Source organism: Pseudoalteromonas sp. NSLLW24, from assembly GCF_015864725.1.
Taxonomy (GTDB): Bacteria; Pseudomonadota; Gammaproteobacteria; order Enterobacterales; family Alteromonadaceae; genus Pseudoalteromonas; species Pseudoalteromonas arctica.
This window is the reverse complement of record NZ_JADYWQ010000012.1, coordinates 57646-82726: the sequence shown is the minus strand read 5'-3', so window position 1 is coordinate 82726 and position 25081 is coordinate 57646. Positions and strand designations below refer to the sequence as shown.

The following is a 25081-nucleotide window of genomic DNA, read 5'->3' as shown; positions in this document are numbered from 1 at the left end:
TGGTATTAAGGAATTCTTTTAGGGACGCTCATGAAAAAAACACTTATCGCATCAGCTTTATTACTAGCAGCACCAAGCTTTGCAGCCGATTGGCAAACTATTCATACTGAACATTTTAATATTCACTACAGTGTTGAGCATGCTGATTTTGCTAAATCAACTGCAACAGAGCTTGAAATAGTACGCACCAAAGTGCTTGGGCAGCAAAACAGAGCACTTGATAAAACAGTTGATGTAGTGGTGTTTGATCCCCTAAATGCAGCAAACGGCTTTGCGCTACCCACCTCAAGTAACCCTGTAATGGCACTTTTTACAACCCCACCACAATCCGACACAGTTATATCAAACAGCTCTGGCTGGCAGCAGTTGCTTGTGTTGCATGAATATATTCACTTAGTGCACTTAGCACAGCCTACACGCAATCACTGGCAGCAGAAAGTACGTGGTATATGGGATTTATACGACTTAACCTACAGTGATACGCCGCGCTGGGTAGCCGAAGGTTATGCCACATTGATTGAGTCTAAAATGACGGGTCGTGGACGTTTGTTTGATAACTACTCAGAGTCAACACTGCGAGAATTTGCTCAACAGGGCGCACTGCCAACCTATGGGCAGTTAAATGGCGAGCAGGGCTTTATGGGCGGCTCAATGGCGTATTTAATGGGTAGTCGCTTTTTAAATTGGTTAGAGAAAAACTATTCAGAACAAACACTCGATAGTGTTTGGACGCGAATGCAAGGCGTAAAAACGCGGAATTTTGATGAGGCATTTAGCGGTGTGTTTGGGCAAAGTGCAGCCAAGTTATATCGCCGATTTATAGCTGAATATACCTATAAAGCAATGCAAATAGAGCAAGGGGAGTCGTTACTTAATAGTGAGCTTTGGCTTGAGCTTAACTTATATGCAAGTAACCCAGTACTTTCAAAAGATGGTAGTAAAATTGCGATTGTTGAGCGAGATAAAGAGAGTAATACCAAGCTTATAATTTATAGCACTGATGACAACATTAAAGCGCAAGAAGAGTTTACTAAAGCGCAAAAAGAGCTACTCGAAAACGATGCACAAGACATTCCCGATACAGCGCCAAGTGTATTTAAGCGCGAACAAAAACAAGTGCTTAATCAAATTAACCGAGCCGGTATTGCAAATCCTCAATGGGTAAATAGCACAACGTTGTATTTCAATGCGTACAGCAATGAAGAGTCGGGTATTTATAACAAAGTGTCTGACATATTTAGCTATAACACTGACACTGGAAATATTAAACAGCTTACCGAACTTGCTGGTATACGACGATTTAGCGTAACCAGTAACGGTGAAACCTTGTATGGCGAGCAAATAAGAGATGGCTACTCTGAATTAGTAAAGGTTGATCTCAATACGCAAACCATCACACCATTATTTACAAAAAGCCTTGAGACAACTTACGATTACCCAATTCTCAGTCCTGACGAAACTAAATTAGTTTATTTATCAACATCATTAAATGAAAACTGGCAATTGTATATACAAGGTGTAGGCGGCAATCAGCAGCAATTAGTACCTATGCCAAACGGGTATCAATATTTAAGTCAGCCGAGCTTTAGTCTTAATGGCGAGTCAATTTACTTTGTTGCAGGTTTAAATAGCGCCACCGATATTTATAACTACAACATAGAGAGTAAAACACTCACCAAGTTAACCCAAGGGCAAGAGGCAGTTGCCCACCCAATTGAAATGGCCGATGGCTCGTTACTCTATTTTTCGATAACTGCAGATGGGCCAAATGTAAAAACACTGCCAAAAGCTATAAAAAGCACTGTAGTTACTGAGTTTGCAGCTAACAAAAAAGCACCGCTGCTAATAGTAAACGAACATACACTTCCAAAAGCTAAAATATATAAGCACGAAACTACAGAGCAAACAAATTACAACGTACTCGACCAGCACGCTACCTTTGCACTAGGAACGCAGTATTATTCGGCTTCTACCAGTTTGTTAGATTTAAGCATTAAAAGTAGCGACTTATTAAAGCAGCTCGACTTACAGGCGGGGTATAGCACTGATTTACACGATGGGGCATTGCACGGTGGTTATGTGCAGGCAAAATATAATGCGCTTGATGTAAAACTGAAACTAGTATTGTTTGACTATAATTTAAATACATCGCGCCAGTATCAGCAAAGCCTAAATGCAGACATGGATGCCCGTGGTGGTTTTGCTGCAATAAATTACCCTGTTAAATTAGGGCAGCTAAGTTTAACGCCAGAGCTTGCCTACAATTACACTGATTATAAGCAAAGCCATAAAAATTGGACGCGTTTAGGCGTTGCTCAAAATTGGCAATATGATCGTCAAGACTTTGTGATAGGCCAGAGCCTTTATGCGAGTTGGTACGATGGCAGCACCAAAAATAATAATTGGCAAGGTTACGATTTAGCCGCCAAAATTTTTGGTAAAGCGTTTGGTATTTCTCTTTATGCAAACTTTGATCAAAAGCAGCGTGATGATGGCAGCCTTGCATTAGGTGGCTTTAGCTCAAATCTTATTAATCAGCAGCAAAATAGTGAATATGTACTTTCATCGGAGCTGCCTTTTTACAGCGCAACTGCAAAGCGCTATCAAGGCTACGGTGGCGGCTTTAGCTTTAAAGAAGGCATGCCGTGGCTTTATTATAAGCAACATCAACTCGACGGCACCGTATATGCACAAAGTTACGGTTTAAAATACCAAGGTGATTTTAGTTTTGGAATGGGGCCTGCAGGCGTAAATGATTTAACATTTAATATGGGTGTGTCGCGGGTTGAGGGCAGTAGCTTTGATGATGAAATGCGTGCTTGGCTGAGCTTTTATTATTCGTTATAAATATCAATTGGCTAAGTTACTTATCCATCTGCAAGGATAGTAACTTAGCTTGATATACATCGAGTTTTTGATTATCACGTTCTAGTTCAATTGCTTTCTCAAGTAAGGTTTGTGTTTGTTTAATATTACCTTGTTGATAGCGAACTTTTGCGAGTTCCAAGTATAGCTCAGCAATGTAAGGCGCTTTAGTAATAGCTTGCTCAAGGTGTGCTTTAGCCTGATGAGCGTGGCCAGCTTGTAAGTCGTTTTTAGCGATTACTAGTAATTCGTATGGGTCTTTTTCTTTATTAACTAATTGTGAAGTGAGCTCTTTAACAAGCTCTTTGTCGCCTAATTTTTTAGCTAAAAGCTGATAGTTGCTGATTAAATTAATGCTTATTTCATTATTACTAAGTGCTGTTTGATAGATGTTTTTAGCGCTTTGTAAATCACCAGCCCGACGATGCAAAATGCCCGCTAGATTAAATAATTCAGGATCATTGGGAGTGTATTTGTTTGCTTGTAAAATAAGCGAGTAAGCAATATCCAGCTGTTTGTCTGCTAGCGCTGTTGCAGCTAAATTACTGTAAAACTTCGAAACTAAATCGTTATAATCTGCACTGCTTGAATAAAAACTGCGACGGGTAGGAAAGTAGTCGATTAAGGTGCCCGCTCTGAAAAATTCAACAATATTATCATCTTTTTTCTCTACTTTTGGGGCGTATACTCTTGTTCTAAAGTGGCTTGCTACATAAACAACATTATTTTCTTTTGCGTATACAGGCTGACTTGTTACTTCTTGAAAGCTCGTTTCTAGTCCGAGAGTTTGTGCATAGCTTTGTGTTAAAACAGCTAAGCTAATACAGTTGCCTTGCGAAAGTTTTAAGGCTTGGGCTGAAGTAAGTGTATCGCCGTGGTATTTAAAGTTAGCTAAGTTGCTTTCGAGGTAGTTGTAAATAATGCGGTCATGACGGATTTCAGACTGTTTTTGTTTTTCGGCATAGGCTAAAAATTTTTCTTTTTCAGCATTTGGCAGCTCGAAAATACTGTACTCAGAAGGAGTGTCGAGTTTATTAAACAAAGAATGGTTTAATAGTTGTTCAAGCTCTATTTGTTGTTCTACTTGCTGAACCTTGGTTGTGTTACATCCAACTAAATATAAAAAAGTAATACAGACTGCTATTTTATAAAACATCATAAACCCACTCCATTGTTAAATTTTACATTACAATGTGGTGGGTTTTTAATCAAGCACTTGCTGTACTGCGTTTACTTAAGCGGTTTTTTTGTGATTGTTTTTTACGTTTTCGGCGAGTAAACCATAAGTAAAAACCAGTACCTGCTAGCCACACTGGGCTTAAACCAATTACGCACCACAGTATTTTACTTATTAGCCCTGCAAAGTAGCCAAAATGAAGCTTTCTAAAACTATCAATTACCTGCCAGCCAACGCCTACTTCGCGAATATCCCAGTTAGCTATGTGCTCGCCTGTTAGCTTGTTATAGCTAACAGTATTGGCATACTCACTAGCAAGTGGGTTGGCGGTATCGACTTCGCCGAATAAGGTAATGTTTTCGTCAGGCTCGAGTGGCATAACTAAAAACGTGCCGTTAAAAGTGGGTATTTGTTTTTTACTGTCATTGAGTATGTGTTGAAATGAAATATCGCTACTGTGTAGGTTTTTGGTTAGTACAAAGTGCTCTTCCTCTGCGTGTTCAATAACTTCGTGATACCACACCGCCCAGTTAAAGTAGCCACCTGTGATAGCTAAAATAATAATGATGGGAGATCCTATAACCCCCGTCATTTTATGAATGTCGCTAAGTACAATTTGCAGTGTTGCACGCCAGCGCACACTAAATAGACGCTGCCAAAATTTACGATAAATAATAAGCCCAGTAATACCTAATACCAATAAAAACAGAGCAAAAAAGAAGCCTAGTACAGTGCCTGTTTGCCCTGGCAGGTTTTTAAAGTCGTTCAGTAAAAAAGTGTAATGTAGTTCTAAAAACCAATCGGTAAAATAATGGCTGGTACCAACAGGTTCAGACAAAATGTCACCCGTATACTGGTTTAAATGAAACTTATACCATTGCTCTGTGCCGCGTTTGACTAAGTAAACCCGATCAGCTGTATCATCGTTAAATATTTCCCAACTACCTACTACATATTCAGGGTAAGCATGCTCTGTTTTGGCAATTAACGTGTCGATTGGCATGCGCTCTGGCAGTGCATTTACAACAAAGTGGCTGCTTGGCATAAGTAAGCCATCTATTTCACTTTTAAAAACTAATACGCTCCCTGTAATACTAATAACAATCAATGGAATGATAGCTATTAGAGCGATCCAACTGTGAATTTTAAAAAGAGTTTTTCTCATAGGTAGTTTTATATACAGCAGCTAATGACTTGCGCATGATAACAACTATCATTTTTATTTAATAGTTTAGCGGTGAGGCTTTCTATTAAACCGGTAAACCGTGAACTTAATTCTACGGTTTTTGTATACCTAGCTTGCCAGTACCTAAAACAAGAATATCTTATTTAGTTGAGTTAAATTTACGCGGCTCTACAATGCCGCGCTCATAGTAAAAGCCTTTTAAAACAAATGTTTATTAAATGTTTTTATTTCTGCTTTTAATTAACATTTATGTAACGAGCGAGGTTGCTTTGGCGCATTATTTGCCTATATTGTCTTCATTTATTCTGGTTTTTAGTTTTTTACCATTACTAAACAAAATTCGAAAAAATCGTAGTGTCTCAGGTTTATCACTATTGATGATGACGTTTGGGTTAGCACAAAGCCTTTATTTTATAACCTACAATATTTATTTTGAGCGTTTTTATATTGCGTTACCATTTATTGTAACCGGTGCGTTAAGCGGGCTTATTTTATATTTTTTTGCACGTTATAACGCAGCTAAACGAGAACGTGTACAGCTGGTTACTATGCTAGGTTTTTCGTTACTGCCTTTTTCACTGCTTTTAAATTCAAGCCTTGATACTGCAACGGTATTAAGCGCTTTAACGTATGTTGGCCTTGTGATGAGTTCGGTACGTGTTATGCCGCAAACTTATAAAACATTGCGTACGGGTAATGTGAGTAATTTAAGCGCGCGCTACTTTAGCTTGCAGTTTATTGCTGGTATTTGCGGCTTAGTTGTTGAGCTTACAACAGCGGCTCCAAGCACGGCGCACTTACTTATGTTTATTATGCTGTTGCTTACCAATGCTGTGCAATTTGGTTGTATGCAATATTATAGAATGCGGCCTGTAATGGCTTAAAGCCAAAATAAAAGTGCTAATTTAGTTTAGGTATGGCAGTTTTAAGCTACTAATCATTACAAAGTTTAAACAATGCAATTAGCTATTCATCAAATTGATGCGTTTACGAATGAGTTATTTAAAGGTAACTATGCGGCAGTGATCCCACTAGAATCGTGGTTAAGTGACGATTTAATGCTAAAGATTGGCGCTGAGAATAACGTATCTGAAACTGCTTTTACTTGCCTGCAAGACGATGGCAGTTTTGCTATTCGTTGGTTTTCGCCGTTAATGGAAATCGATTTTTGTGGTCACGCCACACTTGCGGCTGCCTATGTTTTATGTGAAGAGCATAACATATCGCAAATTCGCTTTATTGCTGATGCGGTGGGCGAGCTAATCGTTAATAAAAACGCTGATGGTAGCTTTGCAATGACCTTTCCAAAACAAGCACCGGTTGAAGTGCAAAATGTGCCTCAGCAACTACTTGACGGCCTGTCTATACAACCGAGTAAAGTGCTTAAAAATCGCCAAGCCTATTTTGTTATTTATGAAAACGCCGATCAAATACTTGAATTAAAGACTAGCTCAGAGCTTTTAAAAACACTTTATCCACTTGATGTAGTGGCCACTGCTCCAAGTGCTGAATATGATTTTATATCTCGTTATTTTTGGCCTGCAAGCGGTGGCGACGAAGATTATGTAACAGGCTCTATTCATACTGGCTTAGCACCTTACTGGGCGCAGCAATTGGGTAAAACTACGTTAAGCGCTTATCAGGCTTCAAGCAGAGGCGGGCATTTACTATGTGAAGTGGGTGATACAACCGTCACCTTAACGGGGCATGCTGTAAGGTATTTAAAAGGCACTATTTATATTTGATCTGTGAATTAAGTTATAAAAAAGGCCACGTTAAACGTGGCCTTGGTTTACTCAATTAGCAGAGATATTTTACGCTTCTAGCGCTTTTGCAATTAAGCGATCAATATATTTTTTATGCGCTTTAGTCGCAGTATCTGCACCCCAAGCAACACTGGTATCGGCTATTTGAGTTAGCTGATATAACGCAGCTGTTTTAGCTAAGTTATCGTATTTACTTGCTTTGCCAAGACCTGCAATTGCGATTAGCTGATTAACATACTCAATTTGTAAGTTGTGACTAATAGAATTTGTGTCTTTGCTTTTCACAAAAATATTAGCGGTTAAATCTTGCATAAACTGAGTTAGGCTATATTCATTGCCGTACAAAGCAGTATCAGAAATACGCAGTAATACGGCTGGGTGTAATAGCTGCGCAAGTACAGATTTTTGCATACCTAAAATCATTTTGTGTGCTTTAGGGTCTTCATTTTTACCAAAGTGATTAAAGCCACGACGTTGCAGTTGCAAGTAGCTATATAGAGGTTGCATGTTTTGTAGTACGTCTGGTGCAAATACAAACTTTGCGAGTATATCCATCGCTTGTGTTTGACGCTCAAGAGATACCGGTGTAAATGGTTTATCTGCGTTTGCATCACCCACTACAGCACGCTCAACGTACACACCACCAATCTGGCGAGAAACAACACCCGCTTGAGCTCGGTACTGACCAAACAAGCTATTAGCAGAGGTAACAAGCTGTTGGTAAGACTCGCCTTTAACTGTTGCTTTATCTTTTAGCTCAGTAAATAGTTTATTAATTAGCGCCATACGATCTGCGCCATAGGCAGCAGGGTTTGACGACAAATCACCAATCATTACACGTGGATCGATATGGCGACCTGGTGCGCGCATATCGTCTGCATCGTTACCAAAGGCAAGGGCATGTTCACTTGAGCGAGCAAGTATTTTTTCAAGTCTAGCTTGCTCAGCAGCTTCATCTGCAAGTGCTACGCTGTAGCCGTAGTTAATTGCCCAATCATCGTAAGGACCTGGTTTTGTTTGAAAAATATCACCTTGCTGCATACCAATTGGGGCAATGTTAGCCGGTGCATAATCCATAACAGAACCGGTTACTATGCCTTGGGTTTTGTTTTTGTCGTGTACTTCTTTTTCATCCCACAAAATAGATGATTTCATATTGTGGTTAAGACCTAAAGTATGGCCAACTTCGTGAAGTACCAATTGCGTTAGACCTTGGCGAAGCATTTCTTTATCTTCAATTTTGTCGCCGCTAGCAAGACCTTTGGCAAGCATTAGATTTTGTTGAATCTCATGCCCTAGTGAGCAATTTAGCTCACCGGTATTTGTTGTTTCACCGTGGCTCATTGTTCCTTGAGTGAAAAGTGTGTCGTAAATCCAACGGTTTTTCATAAATACAAACTCAAGCATAATGTCTGAGCCCAGTATTTCGCCTGTTAATGGGTTAGCAAGTGCTGGACCGTATCCGCCAAATGGAGGCTTAGGTGACGAAGTCCAACGCAGTACGTTGTAATTAATATCGCCCGCATCCCAGTCTGCATCATCAGGTTGTACTTTTACCTCTAAGGCATTTTTAAAACCGGCTTTTTCAAAAGAAGTATTCCACGTTAAAACAGCGTCACGAATAGTATCGCGCCATTGGATAGGTGTGGTGTTTTCTATCCACCAAGTAATTGGTTTTACTGGCTCTGAAAGTGCTGCACTAGGATCTTTCTTTTGTAGATCCCAACGTTTTATAACATCTTCATAAGGTGCCCAATCGGTAGATGTCATTTGATCAAATTGATTTGTAAAATAACCAATGCGCGCATCGTCCATACGTGGTGCGTAGTTATTGCTAGGTAGAGCAACAAACGAGTGCTGAACTTTTACAGATACGCTACGTGGGTCGCTTACTGCATTTGAGCCACGTACCGTTGGGCTTGGGTTAGTAAATACGTAATCAACAACCACGTCTAAATTATTAGGGTATGGACGCTGTTTAATAATGCGTGATTTTTTATCGTCTAACTTGCCTACTTTAAAGCGCTTTTTAGCGTTTTTATCAGCTGGATTTGGCGTAGGTGATACTTTATGAAGTGCTTCGCTTAAAAATAACTTATTTACGTTGAATGCTATTTTACCGTCTTCTTCTTTTTCTATTTTAATGCTCGCAAGTACCGCTTCACTAATATTGGCATCACTCGCTTTTGAAATTGCACTGTTTTCGTCAAATTTATAGCGAGGTGTTTTGCTAATGATATCGATACGATCAAAGTATTTTCTAAATTCAATTAACTTAGTTTCACGGTACGAACCACGATAATGGCCTGCATCTGTAACGCCATCGACAGTGTGCGCAAAATATACAAACGGCGTATTAAGTTGGGACTCGTTAATCACCATAAGGTGCTTACCGGTTTTTTCATCTTGATAAAGGCTAAATATACCGGCAAATTCGGTTTGTCCTTTGATCATTTCGCTAAGTGTTTTTGGCTCTTTTTCGTCTTTTTTATCGGCTGCAAATGCATGGCTGCCAAACGCTAAGCTAAGCGCAAGGGTGATGGTCGTTAATTTCATTTTGAGACTTTTAATATTTGTTAATTTAATTGGACTGTACGTAAATTAATTTAATTTCGCACATCTTCGCGACGAAATTTAAGTGTACAACGCTAATTAACTGATATTAATAAACAAAAGTTTGTAACAAAATATAACGAATGAGGTGAGCTGCATGCAAAGTTATTTTTATAGCCCTAAATAGCAGTGGTTTATATGTATTTGCAACAGTTGCTTACAAATGTCACCTTAATGTTTCATATGGCTCTGGTATTATGACGTTAATAGAATTTTGGGGATAATAGGATATGCAAACAAATTCACTTAGATGGGTTTTTCCATTTGTAGCGCTAATTGTTGGTGTTGTTGGCTTTATGGGAATAAATGCCATTGCACAAGAGCCAGAAAAAAAAGAAGTAATTGATACTCGTCCAACAGTGCAAGTTGAGCCAGTGGCTGCAAACGATCATCAAGTTATTATTAATAGCTACGGTGAAGTAAAGCCTCTTGAAAGTACACAGCTTTCGGCGCAGGTGTCGGGTGAAGTGTTAAGTTGGCATCCTAATTTTGTAGCCGGCGGCATCGTTGCTCGCGGTGAAACGTTATTCACTATCGAAAAAGACAACTACGAAGCAGCAGTACTTGTTGCAGAGGCAGAAATTGCTCGTGCACAAGCAGGCTTAATTGAAGAGCAGGCCCAAGCTCAAGTAGCCGCAGATGAAGCAAAGCGTTTTCCAAGTAAAGCTCGTACCGACTTATTTTTACGTAAGCCTCAAGTGTTAAGTGCGCAGGCATCTGTAAAGTCGGCGCAAGCTGCATTAAAACGTGCACAACGTGACTTAGATAATTGTGAAGTAACAGCCCCTTACGATGCATTGGTTATTAGCCGAAATGTAGGTGTTGGTCAATTTGTCACTATGGGTTCGCAAGTTGCTGAGCTCAATAATATTGAAACTGCTGAAGTGATTATTCCTATAGCAGGGTTCGATAGCGTTTTTTTGCCAGAACGTATTAAAGGCATTACCGCAACGATTATTCAAAAAGGTCTAAACAGCTTCACGCGTGAAGGTGTAATTGACCGCGACCTAGGGATTGTTGATAACGCTACGCGTATGAGCAGTCTAGTAGTGCGTATAGAAGACCCATACGGTCTTAAGAATATACAACCAGCCATTAAGTTTGGCAGCTACGTACAGGTGAATTTTGCAGGTGCAATGCTTAATAATATTTACCGTTTACCGCAAGCTTTGGTTAACAACCAAACTGTGTGGGTAGTAAACGAAAACCAAGAGCTAGAGCCACGTAAAGTAACGGTTATTCGTGAAGAGGGTGAGTATTTTTATATTAGCAGTGGTTTAAATGCCGATGACAAACTCGTTATTACTTTACCTGAATACCCGCAAAAAGGAATGCAGGTTAAAATTGCAGGTGTAGCTGCAAAACCTGAAAGCTCAGAAACGAGCACTTCAAACACGCAACAGCTGTAGGGTGTAATAGTTATGAGCGAGTCAATACAACAAAAACAAACAGGGCTAATTGCCTACTTTGCTAATAATTCAGTAGCCGCTAATTTAATGATGTTTTTTATCATTATTATGGGGGCTATAAGTTACTTTACGATTCAGCGTCAAATGTTTCCTAATGTAGAGATTAACTACATTAATATTGAGGCTAATTACCCAGGTGCCTCTCCTCAGGAAATAGAAGAAAGTATTCTTATAAAAGTTGAAGAGTCACTTAAAGATATAACCGAAATTAAAAAAGGCGTGTATCGCGCATTTAGAAATGGCGGTACAGCAAGCCTGGAAATAAATACCGATGCAAAACTTACCGATGTGCTTGATAAAGTAAAGTTGCGTGTTGATGGCATTGCGACTTTTCCGGCGGGTATGGAACCGGTCACCATAAGTCAGGTTGAGTTTAGGCAAGACGTAATAGGTATGACGCTCGTTGCTGACTTACCACTTACAGAGCTTAAGCCTATAGCAAACCAAATAGAGGATGAGTTACTACAGTTATCTAACGTGTCGTTAGTGGTAAACGATGTTCCTCTTGATGAAATAGCAATTGAAATAGAGCCCGATACGCTGCGTCAATATAACCTAACCCTTAGTGATGTAATGAATGCAGTGCGTCGTTATTCAGCTAACTTTTCGGCGGGGCAGCTAAAAACAGACGCAGGTGTTATTTCTGTTCGCGTCGAGAATCAGTTTTACTCGGGTGAAGAGTTTAGGCAAATTCCGGTAAAAATTGGCGAGTATGGCGCTAAAGTTTTACTGCAAGATATTGCCGTGATTAAAGATCAATTTATCGAAGGTGAGCGCTACTTTAAGTTTAATGGCGAAAACGCGGTGTATTTATCGGTTAAAGCAACGCAAGAGCAAAACATGATTCCCGTTGCGGATTCGGTTAAAGCGTTTATTGATCAAAAAAATAAGCAACTACCGCCGGGTATTCGATTAGAGCCATTAATGGATATGACCTACTACCTAAATGCTCGCCTTGATATGATGAAAGCTAACCTGTTTCAAGGTGCAATTTTGGTGGCAATTATGTTGTCGTTATTCTTACGTTTTAAACTAGCGCTTTGGGTAATGATTGGCTTACCTGTTTGTTTTTTAGGGGCCATGATGATGATGCCACTATTTGGCATTAGCATTAATATTATTTCGTTATTCGCTTTTATAATGGTGCTCGGCATAGTGGTGGATGATGCCATAGTGATAGGGGAAGCTGCCTACACCGAAGTTGAAAAAAGCGGCGGTGGTGTAGAAAATGTTGTGCGTGGTGCTAACAGAGTTGCGACCCCTGCGACCTTTGGTGTGTTAACAACGATTGCTGTATTTGCACCATTCACAATGTCGAGCGGGCCAGAAAGTGCCTTCTTTTATGGTATAGCCGTTGTGGTAATGCTGTGTTTAGTATTTAGTTTGATTGAATCAAAGCTGATACTGCCAGCTCACATTGCTCATACGCACTTTTCGCCGATTAAAAAAGGTGGCTGGCGCGATCGCTTCAATACACGCTTTTTTGGTTTCGTAAATGGCCCATACAAACGTTTTATTGCTAAGTGTATTGATTGGCGCTGGACTGTTTTGTTTGCTTTTATTGCAATGTTTATAATCAGTATTGCACTTATTACGTCTAATAAAGTACGTACAGTTCCAACTCCTAAAGTGCCGCACGACTTTCCACAAATTCAAGTAGAAATGAACGACAACGTTTCTGACTTACAAACCATTGCTGCTATTCGTGAAATAGAAGCTATGGTACTTAGAGTCGATGAAGAGACTGAACGTGAGTTTGGTCAAAAAATTATTCGTGATGTATTGGTATTTAATCAAGGCAGAACCGAGTCGCAGTTACTAGCTCCATTAGTTGACGAAGATTCACGTCCATACAATGCATTTGAGCTTTCTCGACGGTGGCGTGAGGCTATGCCGACTATTGCTGGTATTAAGTCGTTAACTATTCAAGACGATGTTGGTGGCGGCGGTGGTAATGGCGGCGGCGAGTTTGGCTATTTACTGTATGGCTCAGACATAGATACTTTAAATCAAGCGGGTCGTCGTTTTATTCAATTACTTCAACAGCAAAAAGGATTGTTTGATATTAGCTCAACCATAGATCCTGCGAGCAAAGAAGTGCAAATGAGCCTTAAACCTGTTGCTTACGATTTAGGCTTAGATTTAGCCGGTATTGCAAATCAAGTGGGTGCTAGTTTTTATGGTGGCGAGGCACAGCGTGTAATCCGAAACGGCGAAGAAGTACGCGTAATGGTACGTTACCCTAAGCTGACTCGTGAGGCATTTTCATCGCTTAAACACACCGTTGTTACTACCCCACAAGGGCGAGAAGTACTTCTTGGTGATGTAGTAGAGCTAACAGAAACGCCAGGTATTAGCTATATACGCCGCGAAGGTGGTTACCGTACCGTGTATGTTTATGGCAATATTGATGAAGAGCAAATTGAGCCAGGCGAAGTGGTTAAGCAAGTAAAAGAAAATCTACTGCCACAGCTAATAGAAGAATTCCCAAGTGTTAAATCAGAGCTTGGTGGCGCAATAGAAGAGCAGCAAGCTCAAGCTAATGAGCAAATAATGTTTTTTATTGGCGGAATGATTTTAGTATACATACTGCTAGCTGTGCCGCTTAAAAGCTATTCACAACCGCTTATTGTAATGTCGGTTATTCCGTTTAGTTTAACCGGGGCTATTTGGGGTCATTACTGGTTTGATTTAGATATGAGCTTAATGTCGGGATTTGGCTTAATTGCCGCAGCAGGTGTTGTTATAAATGATTCACTTGTAATGACAGATTATGTAAACCAAGTTCGCCGCGAAGGTGTTAGCGTTAAAAATGCAGTAATAGAAGCTGGTTGTGCCCGCTTTAGAGCAATACTATTAACGTCTATAACAACCTTTGCTGGTGTATTACCTATTATGTTTGAAACAAGCCTGCAGGCTAAGTTTGTAATACCTATGGCAGTAGCACTTGGCTTTGCTGTTATGTTTGCAACGTTAATAACGCTTATATTAGTACCGTGTTTATATATTATTCTAGGCGATATTGGTGCGTTATTTAAGCGCCCTTTTAAAAGCCGAGCTGCTAAAGTCTCGTAAATATAAAGCATAAAAAAAGCACTGACCGTTATTAACGCTCAGTGCTTTTTTATTATCTATTTATTGTTGTTAAACTGGCTACAACAATAATTAATCTTTAAATTGCTTATGGCAATCTTTACAGCCTTTAGCCCATGCACCAAAAGCTTTACCAATTACGGCTTTATCGCCCGATTGAGCAGCTAACGCTAGCTTATCTGCATTTGCTGCAAAAGCATTCGCTTTTTCAACAAAGGTTGCATTTTCGGCCCAAACAGCAGCAAGTGCAGCTGTGTCGCCTTTATCTGTTCCTTCGTAAAACGCTTCCCATGGCATTTTTGAAAGTGCAGCAGCGTTGTTAGCACGCATTTTAAATTGCTCTGCGTCAAAAGGTACTTTACCTTTTAGCATTGCGCCCATGTCACCAATTTGCACTGAGATCATTGAAAACGCAGCTTGGCGGTATTCAATCGCGTCACTTGGCTCTTTAAATGCAGAATTTGCCGATACGCTAAATGCACACGTTGCCAGTGCTATTGTTGCTAATACTTTTTTTAATTTCATGTTTGCCCCTGTTGAAAATTGTAATTCTTAATTCGGTATCTTGTATCTAACATCGTATTTATTCAAGTGAATACGATAGATTTAACTAAAACTTAATCGTTTATATCAATATCTGCAAATATCATCCCGCGACGCATGCTTCTAGTTGCTAAGAATACCTCACCAAGTAACGACATAAATGCACATATAAGTAATGCCATTGCTGCTACAAAACAACAGGCAATTGTAACGCCTAAGTTTATAGATTGAATATGCGATAAAAATAACAACATAACCACAGCGCATACAAGTAGTGCGCTTAATACACTTAAACTAAAAGCAATATGTATACATCGAGAACGCTTTAAAAGGGCGCGCAGCTCTGTAGCGAGTGATTTATTAAAGTCCTCGTCAGTACTTACTTTTAGTCTGCGTTCTAGCTGACGTGCCCTATCGGTAATTCGTGCTAAACGATTAGATAAAACACCTAAAGTAGCAGCAATACCCGTGATTAAGAATACAGGGGCAACGGCCGTTTGAATTACTTTAGCCATGGTTAAAATGTTAATTACTTCGTTATTCATTCATTTCTCAAGAAAAAGTTAGAGTTGTTTACATTAGTTCACAAATATGATTTTTTAACTTTATTGTTTTAAATCAATTTGCTGAGGTGGTGTTTTCTTGTTTTTTGGATTTGATGTCATGTGTTTGTAACCAAGGTGTTGCTTGGGTTGTACCAAAAGTTTTATATTCAGTACAACAATATAATCATTTTGATTAATACAAATACAATAATACATAACCTATCCAAGGGGAACTCATGGCTAAAAATATAATAAAAAAAACTGCTATAGCTACGGCAGTCTCAAGTGCATTTCTTGCTACTTTTGTTAATGCGGCAACTTTACCTAATGCAACGATTGCACCTCAAGCTGCAGAGCAGCTGAAAGAATTAGCATCTGAGCAAAAACAGCCTTCAGCACATATGATTGTTTTACGTGCAGCAACTTCTGTTGATGCTGTGGCTTCTGGCACTTATGAAGCGTCAAGCAGTCGTGAAATGATTGCTAACGTTGAGCTGCTTCAAAACACGATGGCCAACGAGCTTAGTAGCTTAGACTTTGATGCAAAAATAATTGGTAAAACAAAAATATTAGCACCAACATTAATTGTGCAGGCGACACCAGAAGCCTTAGCTAAAATAGCTAAAGATTCACGAGTGGCTAAAGTATTACCGATGTTTGACTACGAATTACATGTAGCTGCAACGTCTGAATATATTAATGCTAAGCCTTTAATTGTTGATGGTATTGTAACTGGTAAAGGTCAGCGTGTGGCTGTTCTAGATACTGGTATTGACTATACCCACAAAGCATTTGGTGGTGAGGGTACTGTAGAAGCATACGAGGCTGCTCAAGCTGATCCTACAACGGTTGATTGGCCACAAGGTATTGTACAAGGCGGTTACGATTTTATTCGTGACGATGCTGATCCAATTGAAAATGATGCTGCAAATTCTCCTTCTACAGGTGATGCAACGAATCATGGTACGTCTTCTTCAAACTCAGTAAATGGTATTGCACCAGATGTTGAATTATATGTTTACTCTGTTTGTGGTGGTGGCTGTCCAAGTGCCGCTCAAGCTGCGGCATTAGAAGCTGCAATGGATCCAAATGGCGATGGTGATATTTCAGACCGCGTAGATGTTATGAACATGTCATTAGGTGGCGAGTTTGGCGATACATATACAGGTGGTGGTGCGCAATACCTAATTCAACGTGCTGTTGATTTAGGTGTGAATATGGTTATTTCAGCTGGTAATGATGGTGATCATCCATTCCGTATTGGTGGCCCAAGCACGACACCAAATGCGTTATCAGTAGGCGCAATGACTCATCCTACAACTGAAGTTGGTACTGCTACAGGTACTATTGCTGGTATCGAAGGTAATATTCAAGCATCAGGCTTTGGTCCGCAAACTGACTTTGTAATTACAGGTGCAGATATTGATTTAGTGTACCCTGACACAAACCAAGATGGTTGTGTTGATTTTGCTGATGATGTTGATTTTACTGGTAAAGCGGTTTTAATTGACCGTGGTGCATGTGCATTTACAGTTAAAGTACTTAGTGCACAGAAGAAAGGTGCTGAATTTGTACTGATTGCAAATAACACAGATGATGGCACTCCTGCACCAATGGGTGGCAGTGATGACAATGTAACTATTAAAAGTGTAGGTATTAATTTTGCTGCAGGTGCTGCTTTAAAAGCTCAATTAGCTGCAGGCGATACGGCAACATTTGATATTGATGTAAAAATTAAAACTACAGCAGGTGCAGTAGCTACGTTCTCTTCTCGTGGCCCTTCGATGGATGGTTTATTAAAACCAGAAATTACTGCCCCTGGTACTAGTATATTAGTTGCAGCAGCAGGCACGCAAGATCAGCTAGCTCCTGTATCTGGAACATCTTTTTCAGGCCCTATTACAGCCGGTGCTGTTGCAATGGTACGTGAAGCTCACCCTGAACGTAATGCATTTGAGATTAAAGCTACAATAATGAATGCAGCTGACTTAAATGTAACAAATGAGCCTTTAGCAAGCAGTCCTGACTCAGAACTGGCTCCAATTAGTATGATTGGTTCAGGCTTGGTTGATGTAACTAAAGCAGTCAACTTACCAGTTGCTGCATGGGTTAATAATACACAGTTTAATACTAAACAAGCGGCTCTTTCATTCGGCCTTGTGTCAATGGCTGGAACAGAGTCTCTAACTAAAACAGTGACTGTTAAGAACTTCTCATCAGATGCTAAAACGTATGCGCTGCGTACTGAAGCTCGCTACCAAAATGATGACGATACAGCTGCAATTAGCTGGGATTTCCCTGAGTCGGTAACAATCCCTGCAGGTCAGTCAATTAACTTTGATGTGACGCTAACTGTTGATCCAACAAAACTACCAGCGTGGGAATTAGAAAACCCATTTAGTGCAGACGACATTGCTGCAAGAAGCGCTGCTCTTACTTCAGTAGAGTTTGATGGTGCATTGGTATTTAATGACGCAAGCACTGATACAGACCACGATTTACACGTTGTATATCATGCAATGCCAAAAGCTGCGACAGAATTAAGCGTTTCGTCTCAAATCATTGATAACGAAATGGCACTTATTGTTGAAAATAGCGGCCAAACAGATATTACTCCTTTTGCAGAAAGCATTGTTGCAACAGGCACAGAGAAAACACGAGAAGAAGCTGAGTTTAATATTTTAGCGACTACTTTCTCTGCATTTGCAGATAGCTCTTGTGACTCTGGTATTTTTGTAACGTCATCAATTCAATTACGTGACCCGTTAACGCATGTATTCCAAGCAGGCTACAGATTAGAAGTTGATACTGATAATGACGGTGTTTATGATCAAGTTATGCAAAACTATAACGACCGCGGTCGTGAAACAGCATTCCCTGGCCGAAGCCGTACAGTAATTGGTGAAACTGATGGCGCTGGTAACGATTCGTTAGCATGGGTTACTCCGCTTTATCACTCAGCCGGTGAAGATACTATTACCTTCTCAACTTGTAGTGAGCTACTAAACGTTGATGGTTCATTGCTTGGTGAGAATATGAACTTTAAAGCATCTGTGGGTTACCCTTCATATGTTACCGGTGTATTCACTCAGACCGATAGTATTGAAGGCTCAACTACATTTGGAGCATCTCCAAGTGTAACGCTTACTTCTATGGAAACTGGCGAAGCAGTTACTTCACTTAAACCGGGTGAAAAAGCAATTGTTGAAGCAAGCGGTCCATTTGCATTATCACAAACATCTGGTTTGGATATTGTTAAAGTGATGAGTAGTACTGAGTTAGAGCTTCCTGCAATCGACGCCCCAATGCTAGTTGGTGGTGAGTTTAGTGTTTCAGAAGATGCTGCTAACGGAACGGTTGTTGGTGCACTAACTATCACTGAGTCTGAGCAAGACTTAGATGTGTCAGAATACTACGTTCAATCAAGTACTCACCAAGGTTTTGGTATTGATGCGGATGGACAAGTGGTTGTAACTAATACTGAATTGTTAACTGGTGATTCATCAGCTGAACTTCAAGTTGTTGCAATTGATGTACGCGGTAATGTATCTGCTCCTGCTGTAGTTACTGTAAGTATTACTAAAGTTGTACCACCAGTAGTAGAGACTGTAGCACCAGAAAGCAAAAAGAGCTCATCTGGCTCACTTGCATGGTTAACATTACTAGTAGCGCCATTTGCATTTATACGTCGTCGTAAACAAAAGTAATTTTATAACTTAATAGTTATACAAAGGGAGCTACGGCTCCCTTTTTACATTGCTTCACAAACTAAACAACTACAAACTCTAATTTATAGGTATATTTAATTACTTAATAAAAAATAAAAATACAACAAGGACTTTGACTGATGAAACGTACTCCATTCGCACTCGCAGCACTATCACTCGCTATTTTAAGTGGCTGTAATCAAGCCCCTGAAGAAACCAAAAAAAGTAATACACAAGTTAAAACGGTTCAAGTAGTCCAAGCTGTTGCCCCGGTTGCTAAAAAAGTGCCACATGAAATGACTATTCATGGTGACACACGTATAGATGATTACTATTGGCTGCGTGATGATGAACGTAAAGCACCAGAGGTAATTAACTACTTAGAAGCTGAAAACACGTATACTGATGCAATGCTCGCACATACTAAAACACTGCAAAGCGAGTTGTTTGAAGAGCTAAAAGGGCGTATTCAAAAAGACGATGATTCAGTCCCAGTTAAAAACGGTGATTATTTTTACTCAACGCAAACACGTGGCGATAACGAGTACACTACTTACTTACGCAGCAGCGATTTTTCAGGTACCGATCAGCAAGTTATTTTAGATGTAAATGAGCTTGCTAAAGGTCATGATTATTATGCAGTAAGTGGTTTAGATGTAAGCCCAAATGGCAATTTAATGGCTTATGGCGAAGATACTGTTAGCCGTCGTATTTATAGCGTAAAAATAAAAGATTTAACTACCGGTAAATTACTCGAAGACACACTTGAAGGCACCAACGGTGGCATTGTGTGGGCAAACGATAATAAAACGATTTACTACATTAAAAAAGATTTACAAACCTTGTTAGGTTACCAAGTGTATCGTCATACGTTAGGTACACCGCAAGCTGATGATGAGCTAATTTACGAAGAAACTGATACCAGCTATTACATGGGTATGAGTAAGAGTAAAGACGAGTCAGAGATTTATATTTGGCACAGTAGCACGGCTGCATCAGGCGTATCTGTATTAAGTGCTGATGATGCTAAAGCAATGCCTAAGCGTTTAATTGAGCGCGAAGCAGGGCTTGAATATGATATTTCGAAGCTAGGGAATACTTACTACATTGTAACTAACTTAAATGCTGTAAATTTTCAGCTGATGAAAGTTGATATTGATAAAGCAGGCGACAAGGCTAATTGGCAAAGTGTGATCCCTGCGCGCGATGATATTAAACTCGAAGGCATTGATTTATTTAATGACTACTTAGTTTACCAAGAACGTGAAATGGGCCAATCAAAGTTGATTGCGCGTAATTTAAAAACAGGCAAAGAGTTACCACTGAGCTTTAACGATAGCGCTTATACAATTGGTACTTATGGCAATAACGACATAGATAGCAGCACGTTACGTGTTTACTACACAAGCATGACCACTCCAAGCTCATCGTACGATGTAGATTTAGCGACTGGCGATAAAACGCTTCTTAAGCAACAGGTTGTGTTAGGTGATTTTGATGCTGACAATTACGCTTCAGAGCGTATTTTTGTAACAGCACGCGATGGCATAAAAGTACCGGTAAGTTTAGTTTACCGTAAAGATGCGTTTAAAAAAGATGGCACTAACCCGCTACTGCAATATGGTTACGGTTCTTATGGCGCAACCATGGATCCAACTTTTTCAAGCACGCGCTTGAGCTTGTTAGACCGTGGTTTTGTATTTGCAATTGCCCATGTACGTGGCTCGCAAATGCTAGGTCGTCCTTGGTACGAAGACGGTAAGCTACTCACTAAAAAGAATACATTTAACGACTTTGTTGACGTAACTAAAGCACTGGTTTCTCAAAAGTATGGTGCAAAAGATGAAATATTTGCGTTAGGTGGCAGTGCTGGTGGCTTATTAATGGGCGCAGTAGCAAACCAAGCGCCTGAGCTTTATAAAGGCATGGTTGCTGCGGTACCGTTTGTAGATGTAGTAACAACGATGCTTGATGCGAGTATTCCGCTTACAACAAATGAATACGGCGAATGGGGTAATCCGAACGAAAAAGCGTATTACGATTACATGCTGTCTTACTCGCCATACGACCAAGTATCTAAGCAAGCATATCCTAATATGTTAGTTACTACTGGCTTGCACGATTCACAAGTTCAATACTTTGAACCTGCAAAATGGGTTGCTAAGCTGCGTGACTATAAAACTGATGACAATAAGTTACTGTTTAAAATAGATATGGAAGCAGGGCACGGCGGCGCATCGGGTCGCTTTAAACGCTTAGAAGATACCGCGCTAAACTATGCATTTATGCTTGATTTAGCGGGTATTAAGAAGTAATTAATATTTAAATAGATTTAACTCAATAAGGTGCTTTTTAAGAAAGCACCTTTTTTTGTGGCAAGTTAAAGCTAAACATAGTGCCTTTACCAATTTCACTTTGTACGTAAATTTCGCTATCCATCAGTTTTAATAACCCTCTGCAAATAGCCAATCCTAAACCACCTTGCTGGCGCCCTTCTTTATTAGAATTACTTGCTTGGTAGTGCGGGTCAAAAATAGCATTCAGCTCATCTTCTTTTATGCCTACGCCTGTGTCTGATACATGCACAAATAGCTGATTATCGTCACTGCGTTTTACATGTACTGCAATGCTGCCGCCGCGAGGGGTGTGCCTAATTGCATTGTCAATTAAGTTACTTAACACGCGCTCTAATTTAGCTATATCGGCAACCACAGGAAAATCACAAATTGCAGGCTCTACCGACAAACTGATACCTTTTGTTTGAACCGCTAAACTAAACTTAGCAATACAATCGTAAATAAGTTCGCCTAAATTAAAGGTTTCTGTATTCATGTGTATTTCGCCATTTTCCAAGTGAGCAAGCTCAAATATTTGCTCTATAAGTAGCTTTAATTGCCCGCAATTATTAAGCGATACTTGTAAGTATTCTTTTTGCTCTTGTTTGCTTAGTTGCTCGCCTGACTGATTTAATACTTCTAAAAACCCCTGCAGTGAAGCAAGTGGTGTACGTAGGTCGTGCGATAGATGGGTCAGCAACTCTTTGCGTTGTTTATCGCCTTGTTCAAGCGCTTTAAACTGCTCGTTAATACGGGTAAGCATGGCTTGAATACTTCGCCCTAAACTATGCACTTCGTTACTTTTTTGCGTTGAGTAATTACTTAGCTTGGTGTCGGTAAGGCTGTAGTTAGCGGCTTCAATATTACTAACATCGCGTGCTAAGCGCTGAATTGGGTTGGTAAAAAAACGTAGTAAAATTAGCATCGCAATAAATAAAAATGCGAGTGCAGAGCCAAGCCATAAAGCAGCTAGCCATAACGTATCATTATTTTTTACAGTGCTTAGTGAGGTATCGTAAGCCTCACCACCAATAATTACATATAAATAACCTTGTAGCTTATCTTGATTAAATACTGGCGCGGCTGAAAATATTTTTTGTTGCTCTTTATTACGAGGATTATCACCATAAATAGGTGCAGCGCTTGGGTCGTTAATTAGCCTTTTTAAAGGCGTTAAACTAATATGCGTGCGTTTAACTTTACCCGGCTTTGCTGAGTAAGTAAGAATTTTTCCGGCTTCGTCTACAAAATAAAACTCAAACGCAGGCCCTAATAACATTAACGTATGAAAGAGATTTTCAAGCGCTTTATAGTCGTAAACTCCTTCTTTTATTAATGGGTTATCTTGTACTAAGTGCTCCGCTAACGCTAAATGCAGGTTTTGTTCGGCGTGGTGTTTTGAGGTGAGCTCTAATTGCTTGCTCCAGCCATAAACGAGGGCGCAAATAAAACAAAAAATCACGACTAGCGATATAGCTAACTTTTGATACAAAGATAATTTCATAATAGGTGTCTTAATTTAGTAGGCTAGGGTTTAGCTTGTAACCAACACCCCAAACAGTTTCGATGATAGGCGCTTGTTGGTGTTCTTCTAGCTTGGCACGTAAGCGGTTGATATGTGAATTAACCGTGTGCTCGTAGCCACTGTGTTGGTATCCCCAGACTTTATCGAGTAACTGCTGACGGCTAAAAACATGGTTAGGGTGGCGTGCAAAGTAAACGAGTAAATCAAATTCGGTGGCAGTAAGGTTAAGAGCTTGTTTGCCTAAATACACTTGGTGAGAGCTAAACTCAATGTGGAGTGAGCCTACATTTAGTGTTTGTTCGCTATCAACGGGGGAGTTGTCGTTGTTTTGGCTAGCGAGTAGTTGTGCTCTGTGGCGTAATTGGGTTTTTACTCTGGCTTGTAATTCGCGTGCAAAAAAGGGTTTACAAATATAATCATCGGCGCCCATTTCAAGGCCAATAACTCTGTCCATATCGCTACTAAGCGCGGTGAGTAAAATAACGGAGGTAGTAGGGTAATGCTCTTTTATTTTTCGGCATAAGCTCAAACCATCCATTTGGGGTAAGTTTATATCGAGTAAAATAAGTCCGTAGGGATGCTTAGCTATTTTTTTTAAGGCAAGTTCTGCGCTTACAACATGATCAACATGTAAGTTAAGCGACGTTAGCTGCGTGGTAATTAACTTACCTATTTCTCTGTCATCTTCTACTACTAATATTTTTTCGTGACGCATGTATTACCTCGTAAAAAGGGGGGCATCCGTGCTCCCTTACTTCCCCATTACAAGCTGGAACGTTACTGCGTGCGCGTAATTACTATTTTCGATACTGGGTTATCAAACTTATGTTCAACACCAAGTGCTGATGTAGATAATCCATCTTGATTTGAAACAATGCCTGGATGCATCGTTATTATATCGGCTGTATCGTCACGTATTTCGTTGAACCCTTCACCGCTAGCGGCAGGACCTGGCACAGTTTCAGCTGTTTCTGTATTTGCTTCCGTACCCGCATCATAAGCAGTCGTAGTGCGTGATAACGAACCGCCAACTTCTAATGTTGATACATCTAAAGAACTAAGACCGGTAAAAGCATCATTTGTATTCCCAAGCATGGCAGCAAATGACAAATTAAGCGTTTCTTGCTCTTCAACAGTAATGATTACTGTGGTGGTTTCACCAGGGCCAATAGCGCCTTCGGCTGAAACTGCAGCAAGTGCACTTTCGTAGCTGAGGTATTCTTCATTTGCACCGCTTTCTGCAAGCATTTCTAAACCAACAGAAGCTGTGGTGCCGAATTCCCAAGGTGCTTCATCTTGAAAAGCAATGACAGAGAGTGGTGATAAAGGCTGTCCTGCAGTTAAGTTACTAAAAGTAATAGTAAACTCACTGATCACAGGTTCTACAACAATTGGCTCAACAACGACCGGCTCTTCAACAACTGGGTCGTTATCATTATCGCTACACGCTGCAAGTGTGGTTGCAAGTGCAAGCACTAGTAGACTTTTTTTAAGGTTGTTAGCAGATGACATAATCATGCTCCTACTTAACTGTAACGGTTAATTGCGCTACTGGGTTTAACCATCTGTGTACTGTATTACTTAAATCGCTATTTCCCGCTTCTAAATCGTCATCACCTAAGCTACCTGGGTGAATATGGATGCTTGTATTTGTATCACCACTTAATATACCTGTACCGCCAGTGCCAGCGTCGCCACCTGGAGCCGCAGGAATACCCGGAGTACCTGGAGCGCCAGAGCCTTCAACTACAAGCTCATTGTTTTGTTCTGTGCCTGCATCGTAAGCATTTAAATTAATTGTGTAAGTACCCGCTTCTGTTGGGATTTTCCAGCTGTTTAAGCCTACAAAGCCATCATTAGTTGGTAGCATCATTGCAGTTAAAGATAGGTACTCGTTACCGTCGGTAGTGGTAAGTGTTGCCGTTGTAGATGCGGCTGGTGCAAGTAAGCCTTCAGCTGGATTTGCAGCCATATCACTGCCCGCTGCAGTTGCTTGTGCAACTAGCTCTGCAATATTGCCGCCTTCAGCCATTGTTTGTAATGCTGTAGATGCTTGCGTTGCTACTTCAAATAGTGTGTCTTCGCTGTTGTGTGCTGTAATTAACAGTGGAGTGAAGTGAATACCCTTGGTTAGGTTAGTAACTTTTAGGTCTAATTCTGCGGCCATAGTCGATTGGCTAGCTGCCGCTAAAAGAATTGCAATTGTTAATGTAGAAGTTTTCATTATTATTCCTGTAAGTGATGATTCGAGTTTAG

16 protein-coding genes are annotated in these 25081 nt (G+C 40.1%); 7 read left to right on the top strand and 9 right to left on the bottom strand.

Features of this window, described 5'->3' with window-relative positions; translation table 11 throughout:
- The first annotated feature begins 30 nt into the window (after positions 1-30).
- Entirely contained in the window at positions 31-2847 is a 2817-nt protein-coding gene (locus I6E72_RS13435) for a TolB family protein (protein WP_197112622.1), read from the top strand.
- A gap of 16 nt (positions 2848-2863) precedes the next feature.
- Here I6E72_RS13435 and I6E72_RS13430 read toward each other — a convergent pair whose 3' ends face one another.
- Both I6E72_RS13430 and I6E72_RS13425 read right to left on the bottom strand, forming a co-directional pair.
- Positions 2864-4024: a tetratricopeptide repeat protein gene (locus I6E72_RS13430; protein ID WP_197112620.1), complete on the bottom strand. Its 1161-nt coding sequence runs from the start codon at positions 4022-4024 to the stop codon at positions 2864-2866.
- 49 nt (positions 4025-4073) lie between these two features.
- Complete coding sequence (locus I6E72_RS13425) at positions 4074-5207, bottom strand: PepSY-associated TM helix domain-containing protein (RefSeq protein WP_024589620.1); 1134 nt, start codon at positions 5205-5207, stop codon at positions 4074-4076.
- Positions 5208-5497: 290 nt separating this feature from the next.
- Between I6E72_RS13425 and I6E72_RS13420 the strand changes: the two genes are divergently transcribed.
- Both I6E72_RS13420 and I6E72_RS13415 read left to right on the top strand, forming a co-directional pair.
- Positions 5498-6112: a PQ-loop repeat-containing protein gene (locus I6E72_RS13420; RefSeq protein ID WP_024589621.1), complete on the top strand. Its 615-nt coding sequence runs from the start codon at positions 5498-5500 to the stop codon at positions 6110-6112.
- A gap of 72 nt (positions 6113-6184) precedes the next feature.
- Positions 6185-6973 (top strand): PhzF family phenazine biosynthesis protein, encoded by a 789-nt coding sequence (locus I6E72_RS13415; protein ID WP_024589622.1) that lies wholly within the window; start codon positions 6185-6187, stop codon positions 6971-6973.
- Positions 6974-7042: 69 nt separating this feature from the next.
- On the opposite strand, the gene I6E72_RS13410 is transcribed toward I6E72_RS13415, so the two are convergent.
- Entirely contained in the window at positions 7043-9550 is a 2508-nt protein-coding gene (locus I6E72_RS13410; protein WP_197112618.1) for a zinc-dependent metalloprotease, read from the bottom strand.
- A 287-nt stretch (positions 9551-9837) separates the two neighbouring features.
- On the opposite strand from I6E72_RS13410, the gene I6E72_RS13405 reads away from it, so the two are divergent.
- Together I6E72_RS13405 and I6E72_RS13400 are read left to right on the top strand one after the other, a co-directional pair.
- Positions 9838-11016, top strand: coding sequence for an efflux RND transporter periplasmic adaptor subunit (locus tag I6E72_RS13405; RefSeq protein WP_007580481.1), 1179 nt, complete (start codon positions 9838-9840; stop codon positions 11014-11016).
- Positions 11017-11028: 12 nt separating this feature from the next.
- Complete coding sequence (locus I6E72_RS13400; RefSeq protein WP_197112617.1) at positions 11029-14151, top strand: efflux RND transporter permease subunit; 3123 nt, start codon at positions 11029-11031, stop codon at positions 14149-14151.
- Positions 14152-14241: 90 nt separating this feature from the next.
- Here the strand turns inward: I6E72_RS13400 and I6E72_RS13395 are convergent, their stop codons facing one another.
- On the bottom strand, positions 14242-14694 hold the full coding sequence (locus tag I6E72_RS13395) for a c-type cytochrome (RefSeq protein WP_007580483.1): 453 nt from the start codon (positions 14692-14694) through the stop codon (positions 14242-14244).
- Positions 14695-14786: 92 nt separating this feature from the next.
- Positions 14787-15257: a DUF2721 domain-containing protein gene (locus tag I6E72_RS13390; RefSeq protein WP_007377300.1), complete on the bottom strand. Its 471-nt coding sequence runs from the start codon at positions 15255-15257 to the stop codon at positions 14787-14789.
- Between the two features lie 236 nt (positions 15258-15493).
- Here I6E72_RS13390 and I6E72_RS13385 point away from each other — a divergent pair, with 236 nt between their 5' ends.
- Positions 15494-18964, top strand: coding sequence for a S8 family serine peptidase (locus I6E72_RS13385; RefSeq protein WP_165722686.1), 3471 nt, complete (start codon positions 15494-15496; stop codon positions 18962-18964).
- 140 nt (positions 18965-19104) lie between these two features.
- Positions 19105-21279, top strand: a complete 2175-nt coding sequence (locus I6E72_RS13380; RefSeq protein ID WP_197112615.1) for a S9 family peptidase — start codon at positions 19105-19107, stop codon at positions 21277-21279.
- Positions 21280-21316: 37 nt separating this feature from the next.
- Here I6E72_RS13380 and I6E72_RS13375 read toward each other — a convergent pair whose 3' ends face one another.
- From I6E72_RS13375 to I6E72_RS13360, 4 genes are all read right to left on the bottom strand, one after another.
- Positions 21317-22804, bottom strand: coding sequence for a sensor histidine kinase (locus I6E72_RS13375; protein WP_197112613.1), 1488 nt, complete (start codon positions 22802-22804; stop codon positions 21317-21319).
- Between the two features lie 10 nt (positions 22805-22814).
- The gene (locus I6E72_RS13370; RefSeq protein ID WP_197112611.1) at positions 22815-23540 is read right to left on the bottom strand and encodes a response regulator transcription factor; all 726 of its coding nucleotides are present in this window, start codon (positions 23538-23540) and stop codon (positions 22815-22817) included.
- Positions 23541-23602: 62 nt separating this feature from the next.
- Positions 23603-24337, bottom strand: a complete 735-nt coding sequence (locus I6E72_RS13365) for a spondin domain-containing protein (protein WP_197112609.1) — start codon at positions 24335-24337, stop codon at positions 23603-23605.
- 10 nt (positions 24338-24347) lie between these two features.
- Positions 24348-25049, bottom strand: a complete 702-nt coding sequence (locus I6E72_RS13360) for a spondin domain-containing protein (RefSeq protein ID WP_007580506.1) — start codon at positions 25047-25049, stop codon at positions 24348-24350.
- Positions 25050-25081: the final 32 nt, after the last annotated feature.

What these genes read in the sequence shown, in the direction of transcription:
- I6E72_RS13435 (WP_197112622.1), top strand. Translation starts at nt 31, where the DNA reads ATGAAAAAAACACTTATCGCATCAGCTTTATTACTAGCAGCACCAAGC.
- I6E72_RS13430 (WP_197112620.1), bottom strand. Translation starts at nt 4,024, where the DNA reads ATGATGTTTTATAAAATAGCAGTCTGTATTACTTTTTTATATTTAGTT.
- I6E72_RS13425 (WP_024589620.1), bottom strand. Translation starts at nt 5,207, where the DNA reads ATGAGAAAAACTCTTTTTAAAATTCACAGTTGGATCGCTCTAATAGCT.
- I6E72_RS13415 (WP_024589622.1), top strand. Translation starts at nt 6,185, where the DNA reads ATGCAATTAGCTATTCATCAAATTGATGCGTTTACGAATGAGTTATTT.
- I6E72_RS13410 (WP_197112618.1), bottom strand. Translation starts at nt 9,550, where the DNA reads ATGAAATTAACGACCATCACCCTTGCGCTTAGCTTAGCGTTTGGCAGC.
- I6E72_RS13405 (WP_007580481.1), top strand. Translation starts at nt 9,838, where the DNA reads ATGCAAACAAATTCACTTAGATGGGTTTTTCCATTTGTAGCGCTAATT.
- I6E72_RS13400 (WP_197112617.1), top strand. Translation starts at nt 11,029, where the DNA reads ATGAGCGAGTCAATACAACAAAAACAAACAGGGCTAATTGCCTACTTT.
- I6E72_RS13395 (WP_007580483.1), bottom strand. Translation starts at nt 14,694, where the DNA reads ATGAAATTAAAAAAAGTATTAGCAACAATAGCACTGGCAACGTGTGCA.
- I6E72_RS13390 (WP_007377300.1), bottom strand. Translation starts at nt 15,257, where the DNA reads ATGAATAACGAAGTAATTAACATTTTAACCATGGCTAAAGTAATTCAA.
- I6E72_RS13385 (WP_165722686.1), top strand. Translation starts at nt 15,494, where the DNA reads ATGGCTAAAAATATAATAAAAAAAACTGCTATAGCTACGGCAGTCTCA.
- I6E72_RS13380 (WP_197112615.1), top strand. Translation starts at nt 19,105, where the DNA reads ATGAAACGTACTCCATTCGCACTCGCAGCACTATCACTCGCTATTTTA.
- I6E72_RS13375 (WP_197112613.1), bottom strand. Translation starts at nt 22,804, where the DNA reads ATGAAATTATCTTTGTATCAAAAGTTAGCTATATCGCTAGTCGTGATT.
- I6E72_RS13370 (WP_197112611.1), bottom strand. Translation starts at nt 23,540, where the DNA reads ATGCGTCACGAAAAAATATTAGTAGTAGAAGATGACAGAGAAATAGGT.
- I6E72_RS13365 (WP_197112609.1), bottom strand. Translation starts at nt 24,337, where the DNA reads ATGTCATCTGCTAACAACCTTAAAAAAAGTCTACTAGTGCTTGCACTT.
- I6E72_RS13360 (WP_007580506.1), bottom strand. Translation starts at nt 25,049, where the DNA reads ATGAAAACTTCTACATTAACAATTGCAATTCTTTTAGCGGCAGCTAGC.